Source organism: Porphyromonas gingivicanis JCM 15907 (genome assembly GCF_000614585.1).
GTDB classification, from domain to species: Bacteria; Bacteroidota; Bacteroidia; order Bacteroidales; family Porphyromonadaceae; genus Porphyromonas; species Porphyromonas gingivicanis.
Genome location: NZ_BAKX01000001.1, coordinates 372,485 through 389,389 on the forward strand (window position 1 = coordinate 372,485; position 16,905 = coordinate 389,389).

Annotated in this window: 11 protein-coding genes, 1 tRNA gene and 2 pseudogenes; 3 read left to right on the forward strand and 11 right to left on the reverse strand. The window is 42.0% G+C overall.

Features of this window, described 5'->3' with window-relative positions; translation table 11 throughout:
- Positions 1-217: 217 nt before the first annotated feature.
- From JCM15907_RS01605 to JCM15907_RS01640, 7 genes and pseudogenes are all read right to left on the reverse strand, one after another.
- Positions 218-784, reverse strand: coding sequence for a hypothetical protein (locus JCM15907_RS01605; protein ID WP_025842452.1), 567 nt, complete (start codon positions 782-784; stop codon positions 218-220).
- Between the two features lie 2 nt (positions 785-786).
- Complete coding sequence (locus JCM15907_RS01610; protein ID WP_025842453.1) at positions 787-1,026, reverse strand: hypothetical protein; 240 nt, start codon at positions 1,024-1,026, stop codon at positions 787-789.
- Positions 1,016-2,038 (reverse strand): endonuclease/exonuclease/phosphatase family protein, encoded by a 1,023-nt coding sequence (locus JCM15907_RS01615; protein ID WP_148297416.1) that lies wholly within the window; start codon positions 2,036-2,038, stop codon positions 1,016-1,018. Before JCM15907_RS01615 ends, JCM15907_RS01610 begins: the two co-directional genes overlap by 11 nt.
- A gap of 352 nt (positions 2,039-2,390) precedes the next feature.
- Positions 2,391-4,396 (reverse strand): annotated as a pseudogene (hutU, locus tag JCM15907_RS10115) (urocanate hydratase).
- A 30-nt stretch (positions 4,397-4,426) separates the two neighbouring features.
- The gene (locus tag JCM15907_RS01630; protein ID WP_081773766.1) at positions 4,427-4,972 is read right to left on the reverse strand and encodes a 5-formyltetrahydrofolate cyclo-ligase; all 546 of its coding nucleotides are present in this window, start codon (positions 4,970-4,972) and stop codon (positions 4,427-4,429) included.
- Positions 4,969-6,633: a S41 family peptidase gene (locus tag JCM15907_RS01635; RefSeq protein ID WP_025842457.1), complete on the reverse strand. Its 1,665-nt coding sequence runs from the start codon at positions 6,631-6,633 to the stop codon at positions 4,969-4,971. Before JCM15907_RS01635 ends, JCM15907_RS01630 begins: the two co-directional genes overlap by 4 nt.
- A 35-nt stretch (positions 6,634-6,668) precedes the next feature.
- Positions 6,669-7,100, reverse strand: coding sequence for a dCMP deaminase family protein (locus tag JCM15907_RS01640; RefSeq protein WP_025842458.1), 432 nt, complete (start codon positions 7,098-7,100; stop codon positions 6,669-6,671).
- Positions 7,101-7,715: 615 nt separating this feature from the next.
- Between JCM15907_RS01640 and JCM15907_RS10120 the strand changes: the two are divergent.
- From JCM15907_RS10120 to JCM15907_RS01655, 3 genes and pseudogenes are all read left to right on the forward strand, one after another.
- Positions 7,716-10,333, forward strand: a pseudogene (locus JCM15907_RS10120) (valine--tRNA ligase).
- A 14-nt stretch (positions 10,334-10,347) separates the two neighbouring features.
- Positions 10,348-10,785, forward strand: a complete 438-nt coding sequence (locus tag JCM15907_RS01650) for a hypothetical protein (RefSeq protein ID WP_025842459.1) — start codon at positions 10,348-10,350, stop codon at positions 10,783-10,785.
- 79 nt (positions 10,786-10,864) lie between these two features.
- Positions 10,865-10,937, forward strand: a tRNA-Thr gene (locus JCM15907_RS01655).
- Between the two features lie 254 nt (positions 10,938-11,191).
- On the opposite strand, the gene JCM15907_RS01660 is transcribed toward JCM15907_RS01655, so the two are convergent.
- From JCM15907_RS01660 to JCM15907_RS01675, 4 genes are all read right to left on the reverse strand, one after another.
- Positions 11,192-12,838 (reverse strand): hypothetical protein, encoded by a 1,647-nt coding sequence (locus tag JCM15907_RS01660; RefSeq protein ID WP_025842460.1) that lies wholly within the window; start codon positions 12,836-12,838, stop codon positions 11,192-11,194.
- Positions 12,839-12,901: 63 nt separating this feature from the next.
- A complete protein-coding gene (locus JCM15907_RS01665; protein ID WP_148297417.1) occupies positions 12,902-14,428 on the reverse strand; it encodes a hypothetical protein in 1,527 nt (508 codons plus the stop codon).
- 131 nt (positions 14,429-14,559) lie between these two features.
- Positions 14,560-15,438 carry a 50S ribosomal protein L11 methyltransferase gene (gene prmA, locus JCM15907_RS01670; RefSeq protein WP_025842462.1) on the reverse strand — a complete coding sequence of 293 codons (879 nt, stop codon included), beginning with the start codon at positions 15,436-15,438 and terminating at the stop codon, positions 14,560-14,562.
- Between the two features lie 4 nt (positions 15,439-15,442).
- Positions 15,443-16,807: an MATE family efflux transporter gene (locus tag JCM15907_RS01675; protein ID WP_025842463.1), complete on the reverse strand. Its 1,365-nt coding sequence runs from the start codon at positions 16,805-16,807 to the stop codon at positions 15,443-15,445.
- Positions 16,808-16,905 lie beyond the last annotated feature (98 nt).

Below are 16,905 nucleotides of genomic sequence, written 5' to 3' on the forward strand. Positions count from 1 at the left end.
CTATCTGCAAAGTTACACTTTGTTAGAGGATTATTGGAGGTGTATTAAAATCCATTTTAAGCTCGTCCTTCGTTAATGTGTTTCAGAGGATATAAAGTATAATACATTAATAATGAGGCTAAAGGAAGTGTCGTCGAAATACGAGACCAAACCCAAATGTCGCAAGTAATATCTAATAAGTGTACTACAAACACTCTCGCCAAAAAGGTTGTAATAGCTAAACTTGAAGAGAAGATTCTTCGAGGGGTGTTTCTTTTGACTTTTCTTCGAGTTCCTGCTGACGAATTTTATACTTACGACAAAGTTCATGAATATCATTTTCAGAAATAGGGCGCTCGTTCGTCAAAAGGAGTTCTTTCATATCCAAAAAGTTGCCAAACTCGTTACAGAAAGAGGCGAAGTCTGTATAAAATCGTCGAGGTTCTATTCCGATGGGGAGGAGAAACTGAAACCTAAAATAATTTTCTCCTACGAGAATCTCCTCGACTTCTCCCTGTAGTTTTTTGACTGCTATAGGGAACTCTTCTTGCACCATATCTATTTGATACTTTTCAAGAGGAGTCCATTGAGGAGTATGAGCCAGTGCCATAATGCGTAGCAGTCCCTTTCTTCCTCCTAAACCAGTGGTGAATATAAAAGCCCTCTCTTGCTCTGCCAAACTACTATGTAGATGGATGCGAGCTTGAAACTCTGACAATAGAGTCCAATAATACATAGAGGGAGGAGCTATTTGGAGAAAATCTTGAATAATTCGATAGGCAGTAATTTTATTGGATATAGCCAACTTTACAAGCTGTATCTTATGTACTCTTCGGGGATGGATTTTAGATAAAGAGTTTGTTCAATGTCCGAAACCTCCTCCTCACTCAGCTTTGAGTTAGGGGCGGCTATCATAGTTCGAGAGAGGTTAAAGTATTCCTGCTGGATACCCAGTGGAACATAAGCATCTATTTGGAAGATAGCTGCATCTTGAATACCTTCTAAAAGTTCTTCTAAGAAATTTTCTTGCATGCCATTATTCGCCATTCAATGCCTCCTTTCTTTCTTTTATATGAGGTTGTATAAAGAAATCTGCCATCACGGGCAAGTGGTCACTTACACCGCCTATATACTGTGTACCTCCATACGTACGACGAGGAAAGTAGCGTCCGTCAGCACCTCTTCTCATCCAACGTTTTATCATTACAGAGCGAGCACTTCTCCATTTGTAGACCAGAGAACCTTGTTTGCTTTTATGATTGACCAAATTGCCACTCACTATGATACGGTCTATCTGTTCCCAAACACCACGAAACATATAACTCCCTGGGATAGCTCCTGGAGCTAAACGAGAGGTTACATCATACATTAGGTCTTTTCTGTAATTGTATTTCTTTGAAGTTAGAGGGTGGGCCCATCCTCGTGATATAGGATCCCGAGGCTCACTGTTAAAGTCGCCCATTACTATGATATTAGCTTCTGGGTCTGTATTGAAAATACTATCACATTTACTTTGTAAAAGTGAGATTACATTTTTTCGAAAAGGGTCTGTTCTTTTCTTTCCCTCTCTCCTTGAGGGGAGATGTACCATCATAAGGTGTAGATGTTGTTTATTAAAAAGCGTACCCGAAAGGTGTAGAATATTTCTCGATTTCTTATGAGGATGGTTAGGAAACAATACACTCCACTCATTCGTCTCTTTGAGATGGAATAAGTCGGGAAGGTAGAGCAGGGCTACATCAATACCTCTAATATCATCGCTCTCAGAGATAACATACTTATATCCCATACGCCCCAAAACGGTCCTCTGTAAGAGTGCATCCATGACATTTTTGTTTTCTACCTCTACTAAGCCAATAAAGAGAGGCCACTCCTTTTCGCCGACATCACTGATGATTTCTGCTAAGTTGTGTAGTTTCTTATTGAAGCGATGGTCGGTCCACTCCAAAGCACCCTCAGGAAGGAAGTCATAGTCCTCCTTGCCTTCGTCATGGAGAGTGTCGAAAAGGTTTTCGACGTTAAAAGTCATCAGCCTAATGTGCTTTTTCTGCGCCTTCATTGTAGAGGGAAAGAGTATGCTAAAAAGAAAAACAATTATGAAAAATAGAGTAGTAGGTCTTAAGTTCGATGAATAACACTCTGAGTATTGCATATTCTTTTGTCATGGAGACACTCTTTTTCTAAAGACTTGTTTATAACTATTGGGAGAGTTTTTAGAGAATCTCCCTGCACACAAAGATACCTCTATTTTAGTAATTTTTCTGTGGGCAGGGAGGCATCGTAAAAAAGAGAAAGAGGCTATTACACCTCTTCCTCTCTACAAGGTTGTCCTTTCGAGACTATGTAAGAGTCTTGAAGGGAGAGCTAATAGACGTAATGTCTACTTGCTCATGTAATATTTTCAAATAGCTTTAACGCTCCAAGGGAATAAGCGTATTTATCAGATCATCGTCTGCCAAGTAGGGCATAGTGATATGATAACCATCGGCATGCGTTTGGTTGAACTCAGCACTGGTCTCAATAGCATGCTCATTGCAAGCCCAAGCACGTCGAGCCACTCCCCCATAACGTCCCAAGTCATAGCAGAGCGCAATATATGGTCCACGCGTTCGCTACCATCCAACACCATACCGAAGCCTCCATTGATAGACTTACCAATGCCTACACCACCTCCGTTGTGAAGTGCTATAAGGCTCATACCACGGGCTGCATTCCCAGCGAAGCATTGTACTGCCATATCTGCCATTACATTACTTCCGTCACGTATATTAGCAGTCTCTCTGAATGGAGAGTCGGTACCACTTACATCGTGGTGATCACGCCCCAACATAATAGGACCTACCTCTCCGTTACGAACCATTTCGTTGAATCGGAGTGCAATAGCCAAACGACCAGCTGCATCTTGGTAGAGGATGCGAGCCTGTGTACCTACTACAAGTTGGTTCTTTTTGGCATCTCTAATCCATATATAGTTGTCTCTATCTTGCTCTCTGCGATCGGGGTTGATACATTCCATTGCCGCTTTATCGGTCTTTTCCAAGTCTTCGGGCTTATTGGATAGACACACCCAACGGAAAGGACCATATCCGTAGTCAAAGAGTTCGGGTCCCATAATGTCTTCTACATAACTGGGCCATATAAATCCATCCTTGTCATCAACACCATTGCGGAGAATCTCTTTGATGCCAGAGTCGTACACAGCTTTCATAAAAGAGTTGCCATAGTCGAAGAAATAGGTGCCTCTTGCGACCAATGTACGGATAGCCTCGAAGTGAAGTTTAAGTCCCTTATTTACCTCTTCTTCAAACTTGTTGCGATCTTCTTTGAGTAGTCGTGTGCGTTCTTCAAAAGAGAGTGTAACAGGGCAATAACCACCTTCATAAACAGCATGACAGCTGGTTTGGTCTGAAAGAAGGTCTATGTGAATATTGTGCTCAATACAGTAGGTAAGCAAGTCTACCACGTTGCCTTCATAGGCAATAGAGCAGGTCTCTCCTGTTTTGAGAGCATTAGATGCCAATATAAAGGTCTCTTCGAGAGAGCGACACACATGCTTTACCCAACCTTGGTCGTGGCGTGTTTTGATACGAGAGGGGTCTACTTCCGCTGTTATACTTACTGCTCCTGCAATATCTGCAGCTTTGGGTTGAGCTCCACTCATACCTCCCAATCCAGAAGAGATGAAGAGCTTCCCTGATAGATTCTTCCCTGTGGGGATATTCAATTGCTTACGACCTGCATTGAGAAGGGTGTTGAAAGTACCATGTACAATACCCTGAGGTCCGATATACATCCATCCTCCAGCTGTCATTTGTCCGTAGTTGGCAACTCCCATTTGGGCTGCAATCTCCCAATCTTTGATGTTGTCGTATATACCCACCATCATAGAGTTAGTAATGATAACACGAGGAGCATCGGGACGAGAAGCAAATAACCCTAAAGGATGTCCACTCTCAATAACCAAAGTTTGCTCTTCGGTCATCTCTTCGAGGTATTTCATAATAAGGCGGTACTGTAACCAGTTTTGGCATACTTGTCCCGTCTCTCCATAGGTAACCAACTCATAAGGATAGAGGGCTACATCAAAGCAGAGATTGTTTTGAATCATTACTTGAAAAGCCTTGCCTTCTAAGCAACGCCCCTTGTACTCATCAATAGATTTTGCTTTGAGGTCTCCCTGTGGTCTGTAACGATAGGCATATATTTTGCCACGAGTGTAGAGCTCTTCCAGAAACTCTGGTGCTAACTGTGCATGTAGTTCTTTAGGAACGTAGCGCAATGCATTGCGAAGTGCAGTGCGTGTCTGTGATGGGGTTAAGCGATAACCTCGGTCTGGAGCACGACGTATTCCCTCAATAAAAGAGGGGTACTCAGGTAGAGTGGCGTCCAATGTAAAAGATATATTCTGTTTTTCCATAATCCTTGTAAGATGTATATGGTGTTATAATCAATCTGTAATAACGTGATGCATGAGAAAATCCCATGTGTCATGAGGCAAGTGAGGCAAAAGTCGATAGCGGAAAGTTACTCCGATAAGAGTAGCCTGAGTTTGAGGTAAAAAGCGGTCATAGTAGCCTTTACCTCTGCCCATACGCACCCCGTTAGGAGTAAAAGCTACTCCAGGTATGATGATTAAATCTAACGTTTCGGGCAAAACCGCTAACTCTTTTTGAAAAGAGGGCTCGGCAATACCATAGGAGCCTATACTCAAACTCTTCTCCTCAAAATAGGGATAGAAAGCAATGTCTTCTGCATCCTCTACTTTGGGTAAGAAAAGTTGCTTACTGGTTGCATATTCCGAAAGCAGAGGGGTTAAGTCTGGCTCATCGGGTAGGGCGTGGTAGAGTGCTATCTTCTCAGCTTGCTCCCAGATGGGAAGTGTCTTTAGAGTGTGGCATATAGCCAAAGAAGCCTCTGCATAGTACGAAGAGGTTAAGCACTGCTTGTTGATTTGCCGTATGGCATTGCGAAGATTTTTCTTGTCTATGCTCATAGCTCTTCTTCGTTTTCTTGATGCGCTTTGTTCCCTCTATTTCTATCTAAAGTATAAGAAGATAGCGACTGTAGAGGAGGTCTCTCTTGAGGATAGAAATGTCGAATAGCTGCCAATATGGCCTCATCGCTCTCATTGAAAATCTGGTAAGCAGCCTCCATTCCTAAGGTATAGTTTACAATCTTCCCATAGAGAGCTTTTCGTAATAAATTACGTGATTCGTAGAGCATTCCCGAGCGCATCTGTATCCCTTTAGAGGAGGCAAAGTAAGCATAGTCGTAAATTAAGCCTTCTTGATAAGAGAGGTAACTGCCTAATTGCTTAGCATCGCTAAAAGAAGAGAGCTTCTTCCTATTTTTATCTACATAGCGGAAGGCATATTCGTCCATAGTGCCTGACTCCAACAAGCGGAGGTAGTAGGAGTTTACGCCAGCACTATCTACAGGGATAAATACTGAGGGTAAGATGCCAAATCCTCCGTAAACGATGTGCCCTGCATCTGTTTTGAATTGCTGAGCCCCCTTTAGTAGAAGGGAGTCGGTATGATACATCTCTCCAGACTCATAGCGCTTTACTAAGTCCATTTGGTAAGATTCTGTATCGCCCATAGTGTATTGTTTCTGTATGCAACGCCCCGATGGGGAGTAGTAGCGGGCTATAGTGAGTCGTAGCTGAGCACTGTCTTGTAGGTAAAAGGGACGTTGAATAAGCCCTTTACCAAAAGTTCTACGGCCAATGATGGTTGCTCTGTCGTGGTCTTGCATAGCTCCAGCGAATACCTCACTTGAACTGGCAGAAAATTCATTGACCAAAACGACCAAAGGAATATCTTGCATCAGTCCATTGCCCGTTGCTCTAAAGTCTTCTCTTTCGCAAGCTTTACCTTGAGTGTAGACGATAAGCTGTCCTTTTTTTAGAAATTCGTTGGCTAAACGTATGGCAGGCTCCAAGTATCCTCCTGAGTTATCTCGCAAATCTATAATCAAAGATTTAAGACCTTGGTTCTTTAGACGAGCATAAGCAGCTCTAAACTCTTCGGGAGTGTTGCGCCCCCACTGCACAATACGTATAAGTCCTGTCTCCTTATAAGGTATAAATGCTACATCTACACTGGGTACAGGCACATCGCTTCTTACTACTTGTACAGAGATAGGTTCATTGTTTCTTAGTAAATCTAATCGAACCACAGAGGCACATTCGCCCAAAAGTATTTGACGAACAGAATCTGCCAAGAATTTTTCTCCTGTTAGAGATTTTTGGTTGGCACGCAAGATGCGATCTCCTGCTCGCAACCCCGCATACTCAGCAGGACCACCAGGTATAATATCCACAACAACGGGAGTGTCAATAATCGTGTTGAACGTGATACCTATACCACAGAAAGAGCCATCGAGACGTTGATTTTCCCATTTACTCTCCTCTTGAGAAATGTAGGCAGAGTGAGGGTCCAATTTGGTAACGAGTAGAGGGAGTATCTTTTGTTGCAAATCGGACATATCTACAGAGTCTACATAGTAGTGTTCTATAAGCTCCAGAACCTGTTCTAACTCCGTTTTTGATCTCCTTGAGAGTTGAGTTGCCAAAAGCCAACTGATGATAGAGCCGACTAACAGCGTGATGGCAGATACAATGATTAGTGTTAGCGTAGAGTGGCGTTTCATGAAAGGGTGGTGTCTACTGTAAAGTAAGATGCTAATTAATCAATAGGTAAGTATATAACCTCTATGCCTGCTCTTCTAAGCAAATCGACACCATCAGTTAGGCGATACTCTTCACTATATACAACGCGGGCTATGTTACACTGGATAATGAGTTTAGAGCACTCTATACAAGGAGCGGCAGTAATGTATATGGTTGCTCCAGAGCTGTTGTTGGTAGAGGCAGCCACCTTGGTAATAGCATTCGCCTCGGCATGTAAAACGTAGGGTTTGGTAAGCCCTGTATCATCTTCGCACACATTTTCAAACCCAGAGGGGGTGCCATTGAACCCGTCTGAAATAATCATTTTGTCTTTTACAATCAAAGCCCCGACTTTACGTCGTACGCAGTAAGAGTTTTCCGCCCATATGCGTGCCATCCTGAGGTAGCGACGGTCAAGCTCTAATTGTTTCTCGTTGTTGAGTTCCATATATCAACAGATGCTACAAAAAAGTATAGCTATAATTCTTCACAAAAGTAGTAGTAATAAAGCAATTAGGCAAACGATTTTTTTGCGATGACAGAGTCGTTTACAAAAAAAACTTATAACACTGTAGACAATGTTTCTATGGTCTTGGTGCTTCGGTCTTTTTGCACTGATTTTGATTAGGTATAATCTTTGTTCAACAAAGCATTAAACCTTCTGGAGAAAAGTATCTGTGCAAACTCTCAAAACCATTAACCCTTTTGATTACAACCATTAACCCTTTGTATAAGACCGTCATTATGTACATACTCCCCCTTTGCTTCTTGTCTCCTTTTTCAATATACCTTGAGTGCATTACTTGAGGTCATAAAATTGGCTGTGACGAGCTTTTTGTAAGAACTTGTACTATGTTGTAGTTATAAGTCTTTGGCAACTAATCTAAAAGAGACGTACACAAGGGGCTTTTCTAAACTTGGGTATTGGTAATTACGCAATGAGTTCAGTAGTATGCAACAGTTATATCTTATTCTGAATAATCCAACCATTAAGCAACAAGCTTTTTATACCTTTGCAAAAATAATATCTTAAATTAGCGTACAATATAGCGTACAGAAAAGAATGGATAACGAAACAGTTTACAATCCCTCCTCGATAGAGAAAAAATGGTATCAATACTGGTTGGACCATAATCTCTTCTCTTCAACCCCCGACAATCGTCCTCCTTATACTATTGTAATACCTCCTCCTAACGTTACAGGGGTATTGCATATGGGGCATATGCTCAACAATACGATTCAAGATATTCTTGTACGTCGAGCTCGTCTATTGGGCTACAATGCTTGTTGGGTGCCTGGCACCGACCATGCTTCGATAGCTACGGAGGCAAAAGTGGTAGCCCGTTTGGCAGAGCAGGGTATCTCTAAAAATTCGCTTTCTCGCGAGGAATTTCTCGAACACGCTTGGCAGTGGACTCGCGAGCATGGAGGTATTATCTTAGAGCAGTTGAAACGTTTGGGAGCCTCTTGCGACTGGAAACGAACTGCTTTTACGTTGGACGAAGAGCGCTCTAAGGAAGTTGTCAAAGTATTCTGTGAGTTGTTCAATAGTGGTCTCATCTATCGTGGCATACGTATTGTCAATTGGGATCCCAAGGCCAAAACCGCTCTCTCGGACGAAGAGGTTATACATCAGGAAGCACAGAGCCATCTGTACTATTTGAAGTACAATATAGAGGGGAGCGAGCAATTTTTGACCATTGCTACCACTCGTCCAGAGACGATTATGGGAGACACGGCTATCTGTGTACATCCAGAGGATGAGCGTTACCAAGCGTTCATCGGCAAGAAAGCTATTATTCCTATTGTTGGCAGGGCTATCCCCATTATAGCCGACACGTATATAGATAAGGAGTTCGGAACGGGCTGTCTTAAAGTAACACCTGCGCATGATGTAAACGACTATTTATTGGGGCAGACACACCAATTAGAAACAATTGATATCCTTAACGACGATGGTACACTCAATGAGCTGGGAGGTATTTATGCAGGTATGGATCGCTTCGAGGTTCGCGAAAAGATAACCCAAGACTTGAAGGAAAAAGGTTTGTTGATTAAGGTTGAAGACTATGTCAATAAAGTAGGATACAGTGAACGTACCCACGTTCCCATCGAACCCAAACTCTCTATGCAATGGTTCCTTAAGATGGAAGACATTGCTCGTCCAGCCTTAGAAGCGGTAGAGAAAGATGAGATAGCCTTATCCCCTCCAAGTTTAAGAATACCTATCGTCATTGGATGGAGAATGTCAAAGATTGGTGCATCAGTAGACAACTTTGGTGGGGACATAGAATACCTGCCTACTATTTGCCCGATGGCTCTTTCGTCGTAGCACCCTCCGAAGAGGAAGCTCTCGAAAAAGCTCGCTCTTTGAGTGGCAATAGTCAGCTTCAAAAAGAAGATCTTAGGGCAGAAGAGGATTGTTTGGATACGTGGTTCTCCTCTTGGTTGTGGCCAATGAGTGTGTTTGGTGATATTACTGACTCCGACAATAAGGATTTGAACTACTATTACCCAACCAATACCTTGGTAACAGCACCCGATATTCTTTTCTTTTGGGTAGCTCGTATGATTATAGCGGGTTATCGCTATAGAGGAGAGCGTCCTTTCAAAGATGTATATCTAACAGGTATCGTGCGTGATGCCTTAGGGCGCAAGATGTCTAAAACGTTGGGTAACTCTCCCAATCCATTGGATTTAATAGACAATTATGGAGCTGATGGAGTGCGTGTCGGGCTTATGATGGCAACATCGGCAGGTAATGACCTGCTCTATGAAGAGGCACTTTTGGAGCAGGGACGTAATTTCTGTAACAAGATATGGAACTCTTTCCGTCTAATCAAAACTTGGCAAGTAGATGCTCAACACTCCTCTCCCGAAGAGAGTCGCATAGCTATAGATTGGTTTGCTCATCGCTTGAGTGAAGCTGTTGCCGAGATAGACGACCTGATGGAGAAATACCGCATCAGTGAGGCTGTAACAGTGGCTTACAAGTTATTCAGAGACGACTTCTCTGCTTTCTACTTAGAGGCTATCAAACCTGCTTATGGTGCTCCGATAGATGGTGTTACTTTGGAGAAGACGATTCTCTTCTTTGAAGACCTTTTGCGCATCCTTCATCCTTTCATGCCATTTATTACTGAAGAACTTTGGCATGAATTAAGAGAGCGTCCAGAGGGTAGTAGTATCATGTATTCTTCTTATCCTCAAAAGATAGAGCTTAATGCAAGTTTGTTGAAGACCGTGGCAATAGCAAGAGAGGTCATCACACAGGTGCGTAATATACGTACTATGCACAATATCCCTCGTCAAGAGCTATTGGACATCTACGTACAAGAGATAGAGCATAGTGAGGCAGACTCTCTCATTATGAAGTTGGCAAGAGCTTCGGTACAGAGAGCTAAGAGTGCGCCCGAAGGAGTATCTTCTGCCTCATTTATCGTGGGGACAGTTTCCTATGCCGTACCTATCGAAGCCTTTATAGACAAAGATGCCGTACGTCAGAAACTCGAAGCCGATTTGAAACATCAAGAGGGATTTTTGATGGGAGTACGCAAGAAACTTTCTAACGAGAAGTTTGTCAACAACGCCCCTCAAGATGTTGTCGCCATAGAGCGAAAGAAAGAGGCAGATGCCCTCTCTCGTATAGAGACCATTAAGAAGCAACTTAGCACTCTATAAGGAGTATAAAAGATATGGATAAGGATAAGATTCAGCACCTTCTGCGTAAGTTTTTTGTTCATGTAATTGATGCATGCTCAAAGAGTACGAAGACCTATTACGATTTGATGGTCTCTATCAACTTTGCAGAAGGGCGTATTGTTGTCTCTGACGATGACGACAAGGTCATAGGAGAGGAAGTAATTTTCGGATTCATAAGCAATGAAAATAATAAAGGTATAACCTCCGAAGAGGTTATACCCTTGCTTCGCAATCAATTGCATCTGCTTTATACAGACGGCCTCTTCAATGAAGACTTTATTGGAGAGCCTTTCTCCGTAACTTACGTGACGGACGAGGAGCCAGTAGAACTGCTTTTCGTTTACGAAGATCAATTGCTATTAGAAAGACCTCTTCTTGAGAATATGGGAGAAGAGTTGGATACTTTCTTCAACAATCTCTTCGCAGAATAAATTTTAATTAGTACCTTTGCAACCCGAAAGACAAGGGCTAAAGCTCTTTTACCTTCGTTCTTTCTTTGATTAGAGGTTTGCCGAAATAGCTCAGTTGGTAGAGCAACTCATTCGTAATGAGTAGGTCGCCGGTTCGAGTCCGGCTCTCGGCTCTCTCTGAATCTTTTGTAATCTATTTTGCGAAGCATACATGCCTTAGAGGCTAAAAGGAGAAGTAATAATCTTTTTCTTTTAGTCTTTCTTAGTTTTTATGCGAAACATAAAAGAACGTCTTGGCTAAGCAACAAACTTCAGAATCGAAGCAAACTATCACTGGGTAGTCTTTTAATAATACAAAAAAGAAGCTACTAACAGAATTAGCTCCTGTTAGTAGCTCATCAGCTCAGGTTTATTCTATTTCTATCGATTAGAACTTGTAGCCCAATGTGAAAATGGTTTTTAATGTGTTTTCACTCAAACGAATACTTTGAGGAGAGGTAAAATCTCCGATAGGGTTACCCTTGCTATCCGATAGAGTTGGAAAACTATAGACGTGATTGATAGTTTTTGAATTGACAAACGCTAAGTCGATGTAGAAAGAACGAGACATCCTATAACCAATCCCTCCTGTAAATGTCAAACTGCCCGTAGGTATCATATAGTGGGGGAGTGTACCTGCGGTTAGAATGGGAGTGGTGTTCTTGTCGAATGAGGTCAGGCCTTGTCCCTTTTTCATAGGAGAGGTAGTAATAACGCTTCCTAATCGTAAACTTAAGCGAGATATAGGCTTATATTCAGCTCCTATACGTATGGTTTGAGCTAATCCATAATGTTTTTCTATGGCTTGGTTGTCTACAGAGAAGTAAGACTCTCCTTGCATATCTCGCAAAGTCATAGTGTTATAGGGAGTAAGTTCGTAGTCTAAACTGATTAGCCCTTGACTGCCGAAAGTGTAGCCTAAGCCAACAACAAAACGACTAGGAGAAGAGAGACGGTAAGAGCTTGTAGCGTCTTTAGGGGTTTTTCCGTTAAGGATCCACTGATCCTTAGGAACTGGTTTGCCTTCGTTATCTAAGGCATGAGAATAGCGAGACTTAGCAGATGCAAAAAATCCATCTTGCAACACCATCCAAGTAGGAGAGAAGTAAGCCAATCCTACACGCAATCCGCCTACGGGACGAAGGATGGTTCCTAAGCTAACAGAGAAACCCCCTCCTCTTGTCCATAGTTCATTGCCCAAAATAAGATAGTCGCCATCCATAAAATCTTCTGCATAACTACTGGCAAGGGCATATTCTATGTCTGTATAACGTAGGGAGAAGCCGAAGTAGTAGCGGTCTCTATGGTTAAATCCAAAAGTAAAATCATAAGCCTCTACACTTCCTTTCTCTCTCCAATTTATATGAGCTTCGGAAGGTCCAAAGGGGACATAGTTCCCATTTCTATTAGGGTAGAAAAACTGTGTTTCGTAGGCTCCCTGCTTATTTTTTTGTGTCCAACCTGCTTCGTACGCCAATATAGATAGCCAAGAATAGTTACTTGATTTGTAAGGATCAAAGTTAGTTCTGGGGAGTAAATCTTCTGGTTTAGCCTGATCTGGAGTAATTAGGGCAGCATAATCTGCCAAAGAGAAATCGATAGGCTGTCCACTTGAAATCTTGAAGCTACGATTGTATCGAGCTAAATTCTGCCGATTAAAACCGAAGGTAAAACCATTGCCCGAATAGCGATCATAATAGGAACCTATTGCTGAGAAGTTGGGAGATCGAAAGTAGGATGTCTTATGCTTCGAGTTATTGTTGTACCAATTAGCACGATTCATCTGGCTCGTATTATCAAAAGATATTGATATTTCAGAGTTCCGATAAACCCCAATACCTGCAGGGTTTTGCGTTACGGAAGAGGGGTCTCCTCCCAGTGAAGCAAAGGCTCCACCCATAGCTTGAAAACGAGCTGTACCACCTAAGGGAGCAGTATGACTTAAACGAAAAGCATCGGTCTCACTTTGTGCTTTTGCCTGTTGCATTCCCCAACAAGCTGTCGCTAAAACAAGAGTTGCAATATACTTTCTCATGATTTTATATTGGTATGTTTCTGTTGTTATTGGTAATGTTATTTATTAAGTTAAGTTATGCTATCAACGTCCTCGACGACCTCCGCCAGAGCTATTTCCAGAAGAGGAGCTTCTACCACTGTCATAAGAACCTCGAGATGAAGAGGAGGAACTTCTACTTTCGTAAGAACTACCAGCCGAAGAGTTACTTCGCCTATTTTCATAAGAGTTGCTGGAGGAACGTCTGCTTGTAGCACCATTGTCGTAACTTCTACTATTATAGCGATTGTTATCGTTGCGCTCAATAGGTTTTACGGACGAATTGATACGTTGCTGGCTACCACCCCTGTCATAACTACCTCTATCGTAGTCATAGCTTCCTCTATTAGTACGCTCTACACGACGACTGGTAGAACGGTTGTTCGAATTGTCTCTTGGAGAAGTTTCTATACGTTGTGTTTCTCTTTCTGATGAAGGACGAGAGAGGTTTCTGCCCTCAGAATAATTGCCTCGGTTGCTTCTGTTGTAGACGGAGCTATTACCTCTGTAATCTCTTCTGTTAAAATTCTGGTCATTGTCAGTAACGCGGTTTGCTTCGTTGCTCCAATATGTACCTCGCTCATAATTGGAGGTGTTGTTTCTTCGTACTATGCTTACATTGTCATTGCTTCTTGCTGAGGAAGAAACATTTCTACTATTCTGGTTGCGACCTTCATTGTATTCTGCTCCGTAGGAGTCATTACTACGTCTACCTTGCTGATATTTATTGCTACGAGGCTTGTAATGACCTACGTAAGGGTCATAGTAGCTACCTCCATAACGACCTCCATAGCCGTAGTAACCATCTAAGTAACCTTGGTAGTAGCCGTCATACCAAATATCACGAGGTGTAGGGTAGTAGCCGAAACTATTCCATCTCCAATTCCACCCTCTATTATACCAATATCTATAACGATGATAGTAGGGAGAGTAGTAGCCATAGTAAGACCAAGGAGTCCAGTAATCCCACCACGAATCGTACCAAGGATAGAAACTATTCCATCCTCTGCTCCCGTAGTAAGAATTTGTTATTATATAGACATTGATATCTGTATCATCGTCATAGTAGTATCCATTGTCATAATTACTACCGTAGTACTCATCATCTACATATACTTCCACACGGTCAACCCCTTTGATAACTATTGTGGAAGGATCGTGAAAACGAGCTATACGATCGGAATAAATGCCTCGATATTTTCTCTGTTTTCTTTTTTTCAAAGCACGCTCTTTAACGATGCTCCGCTCCTTTTTTCGAGAGGTGTAGCGATCCTGTTTGCCCTTACCTTTATCTCTGCGATTGTAGGAGTCAATCTCATCATCGCTTATTTCATTGCCATCTGTATCGAAGTCCTCGTATTCGTAAGCATCTTCGTATCGCTCTCTTTCGAGACGCTGTGCATAGGCTCTTTCTCTTGCCATACGATTCTCTTCAATGGCCTTAGCTCTTGCCTTTTCAGCCTGCTCTGGAGAGATGTAGATAGCATCGTCAACATCTTCATTCTGTGCCCATCCGCTAACGGAAGTCAACATGCAAAATCCTAAGAGGACTATCAATTTGTTCCATTTCATAGCTGTACGTATTTAGTTGTGTTGGTTATTTACTTTTTGCTTTTCAGTTGTTAGACCTCTAAAGTAGGGCTATGGTTTAACGTTATCTATGGGGAGAAGAAACGCTCTTCTGATCCAAATATAATGATTTTTTAGTTCTGTGCAATACTAAGTTTCATAGCACTCCATTCCTCTTTTCTGAAAGTCTCTTGAGAAACAAAGCCTAAAGCGGTAAAGTGAGATTTTATTTGTTCTTCATCTTCTCGAAGAAAACCGCTTATAAAAAGGTTGCCATTCTCGTTCAACAAAGAGCGATACCTAATGGCATCATGTAGGATAATATTTCGGTGTATATTGGCACATATAACATCGAAACTGTGAGGAGGAAAATAGAATTCCTCCAGTATACCTGTGTAGACCTGATGTTCTTTGTCTGAAGAGATAGCATTCAATCCTATATTGTGTATTGTGTTGGCAGTAGCTTGCCTATCAATGTCTATGAAAATAGCCGTTTGAGCTCCTCTCAAGAGAGCCAGTATACCCAATAGTCCCGTACCGCACCCTACGTCTAAGACCTTTTTTCTCTCGAGGTTTTCGATCAAAAGTGAGTTCAACATAAGCCATGTTGTGGCATGCTCTCCTGTTCCAAAAGAGCAGGCTGGCTGTATAAAAATTTCTAACTCTACCTCTTTTCTGGAGGGGGGCTGGAGGGGAGTGCGAATAAATAGTTTAGTCCCTATCTCTATGGGGGTGAAAGACTCTTCTTCCCAACGTCTATTCCAATTCTTTTCAGGACAGAGAGAGGAAGTATATATGAAACTAACTTCGGGAAAAGAGAGTGTATAGATTCCTTTTTCGTCCATCTGTTCAAAGTTACGTTCGGGCAGATAGGCTATTAAAGAACTATTTGTTTGCTCTACAAAGCTATCGAACCCCAGCTCTGCCAGATCGTTACTTAAGAGCGGTAAGTACACATCTTCTGAAAGTTTCGTAGGGGAAAGCAATGTAAAAAGATACTCTTTGTACTGCATAGTATTAACTTGAATGAGACGTTGATAGAGTTTTTATTTTAGATTTAATGTAGGGGAGAGAGGCAATGGCGATGAGTCCTTTGAGCATAGAAGATAGAGAAATAGCCCACCAAACGGCGTTCAGTCCCCACCCCCAAGAGAGAAAAAGGAAGGCCATAGGTATGCGCAATAGGTTACCCACAATGCTGATAGAAGCTGGTATTATACTCCGTCCTGTACCATAGAAGAGTCCTTGAAGAGTAATTTCTACCATCATAAAAAGCTGAGAATATGCAGCGATACGTAGATAATTGCCTCCTTCGATATAGGCTTCTGGGTCGGGTACAATGAGGGCAAAGAATTCTTCGCCCCAGAAATAATATAGAAGTGTAGCAATTACTCCGAAAATGGAAGTAAAAAGGATACAAACTTTGAAAGCCTTAAAAATACGTTTGTACTGGCGAGCTGCATAGTTCTGCCCCACAAAGGCTGCGAGAGCTGTACCAAAGCCCTGCGAAGTATTCCACGTAATAGCTTCTAATTGACCACCTGTATTGATTGTGGCTACTCCGATATGTCCCCCTGCACGTGAGGCTATGCTACCCATAGTGAGTGTTATAAGAGCAAAAAGTGAGTTCAGAAGAGCTACAGGAAGTCCTAATGCCAAAATGTCTTTAGACTCTTTTCGATGAAGCCTTCCAATAAGAGCCCACTTGCCCAAAAGTTGTTCCTTTATCTTTATTCTGTAATAAAAGACCACGAAAACCAAAAATTCGGATAGGAAAGTAGCCCAAGCTGCCCCCTCTACTCCATAGTCAAATACAAATATAAAAAGAGGATCAAGCAGGATATTAGTTATAAGTCCTATGCTATTGATTATAAAGGGAATATTACTCCTTCCAGCAGCAGTATAGATACCTCCAAAAGAAAAGGAGAGAAAGAAAAAAGGAAAGCCTAACGATGTGATTCGTAAGTATTGCTCCGCCATAGCACTAATGTCGGGTTCTAAGGCATATAGGGCAATAATTTTGTGACCAAAGAGTTGACATAGAAGTAAAAGAATTACAGAAAAATACACTGCCAACGTAGTGTTGTGTCTCGCATAGCTACGTGCCAATGACGAATCGTGCATCCCAAGTCCTTGAGCTACACAAACTTCTGAACCCACTTTTACGATTGCTCCTATTGATCCTGTTAGCCATACTAAGACTGCCACAACCCCCACGGCGGCAATCTCTCTACTCCCAAGTCGCCCAATCCATGCCATATCTGTAAAAGAGTAGACTACATGGATGAAAGATGTCCCTATAATAGGGGCTGCCAAGGCTATAATTTGTTTACTAATCTTGCCTTGAGTCAAGTCTTTTATCTTGCTTTTTTCGAGAGTCATTTTTATTTGAAATAGGAGGCTGAGTGGTAGGAGTTTGGGTTAGTAGTGTAGTGTTGTTTCTGGAGTATCCTTGTAGAGAATAAATGTTTCCCTCTAAA

Bases quoted from the DNA above. Each gene is read 5' to 3' on its own strand.
- JCM15907_RS01635 (WP_025842457.1), bottom strand. From the start codon at position 6,633: ATGAAACGCCACTCTACGCTAACACTAATCATTGTATCTGCCATCACG.
- JCM15907_RS01675 (WP_025842463.1), bottom strand. From the start codon at position 16,807: ATGACTCTCGAAAAAAGCAAGATAAAAGACTTGACTCAAGGCAAGATT.
- JCM15907_RS01610 (WP_025842453.1), bottom strand. From the start codon at position 1,026: ATGGCGAATAATGGCATGCAAGAAAATTTCTTAGAAGAACTTTTAGAA.
- JCM15907_RS01615 (WP_148297416.1), bottom strand. From the start codon at position 2,038: ATGAAGGCGCAGAAAAAGCACATTAGGCTGATGACTTTTAACGTCGAA.
- JCM15907_RS01630 (WP_081773766.1), bottom strand. From the start codon at position 4,972: ATGAGCATAGACAAGAAAAATCTTCGCAATGCCATACGGCAAATCAAC.
- prmA (WP_025842462.1), bottom strand. From the start codon at position 15,438: ATGCAGTACAAAGAGTATCTTTTTACATTGCTTTCCCCTACGAAACTT.
- JCM15907_RS01640 (WP_025842458.1), bottom strand. From the start codon at position 7,100: ATGGAACTCAACAACGAGAAACAATTAGAGCTTGACCGTCGCTACCTC.
- JCM15907_RS01665 (WP_148297417.1), bottom strand. From the start codon at position 14,428: ATGAAATGGAACAAATTGATAGTCCTCTTAGGATTTTGCATGTTGACT.
- JCM15907_RS01660 (WP_025842460.1), bottom strand. From the start codon at position 12,838: ATGAGAAAGTATATTGCAACTCTTGTTTTAGCGACAGCTTGTTGGGGA.
- JCM15907_RS01650 (WP_025842459.1), top strand. From the start codon at position 10,348: ATGGATAAGGATAAGATTCAGCACCTTCTGCGTAAGTTTTTTGTTCAT.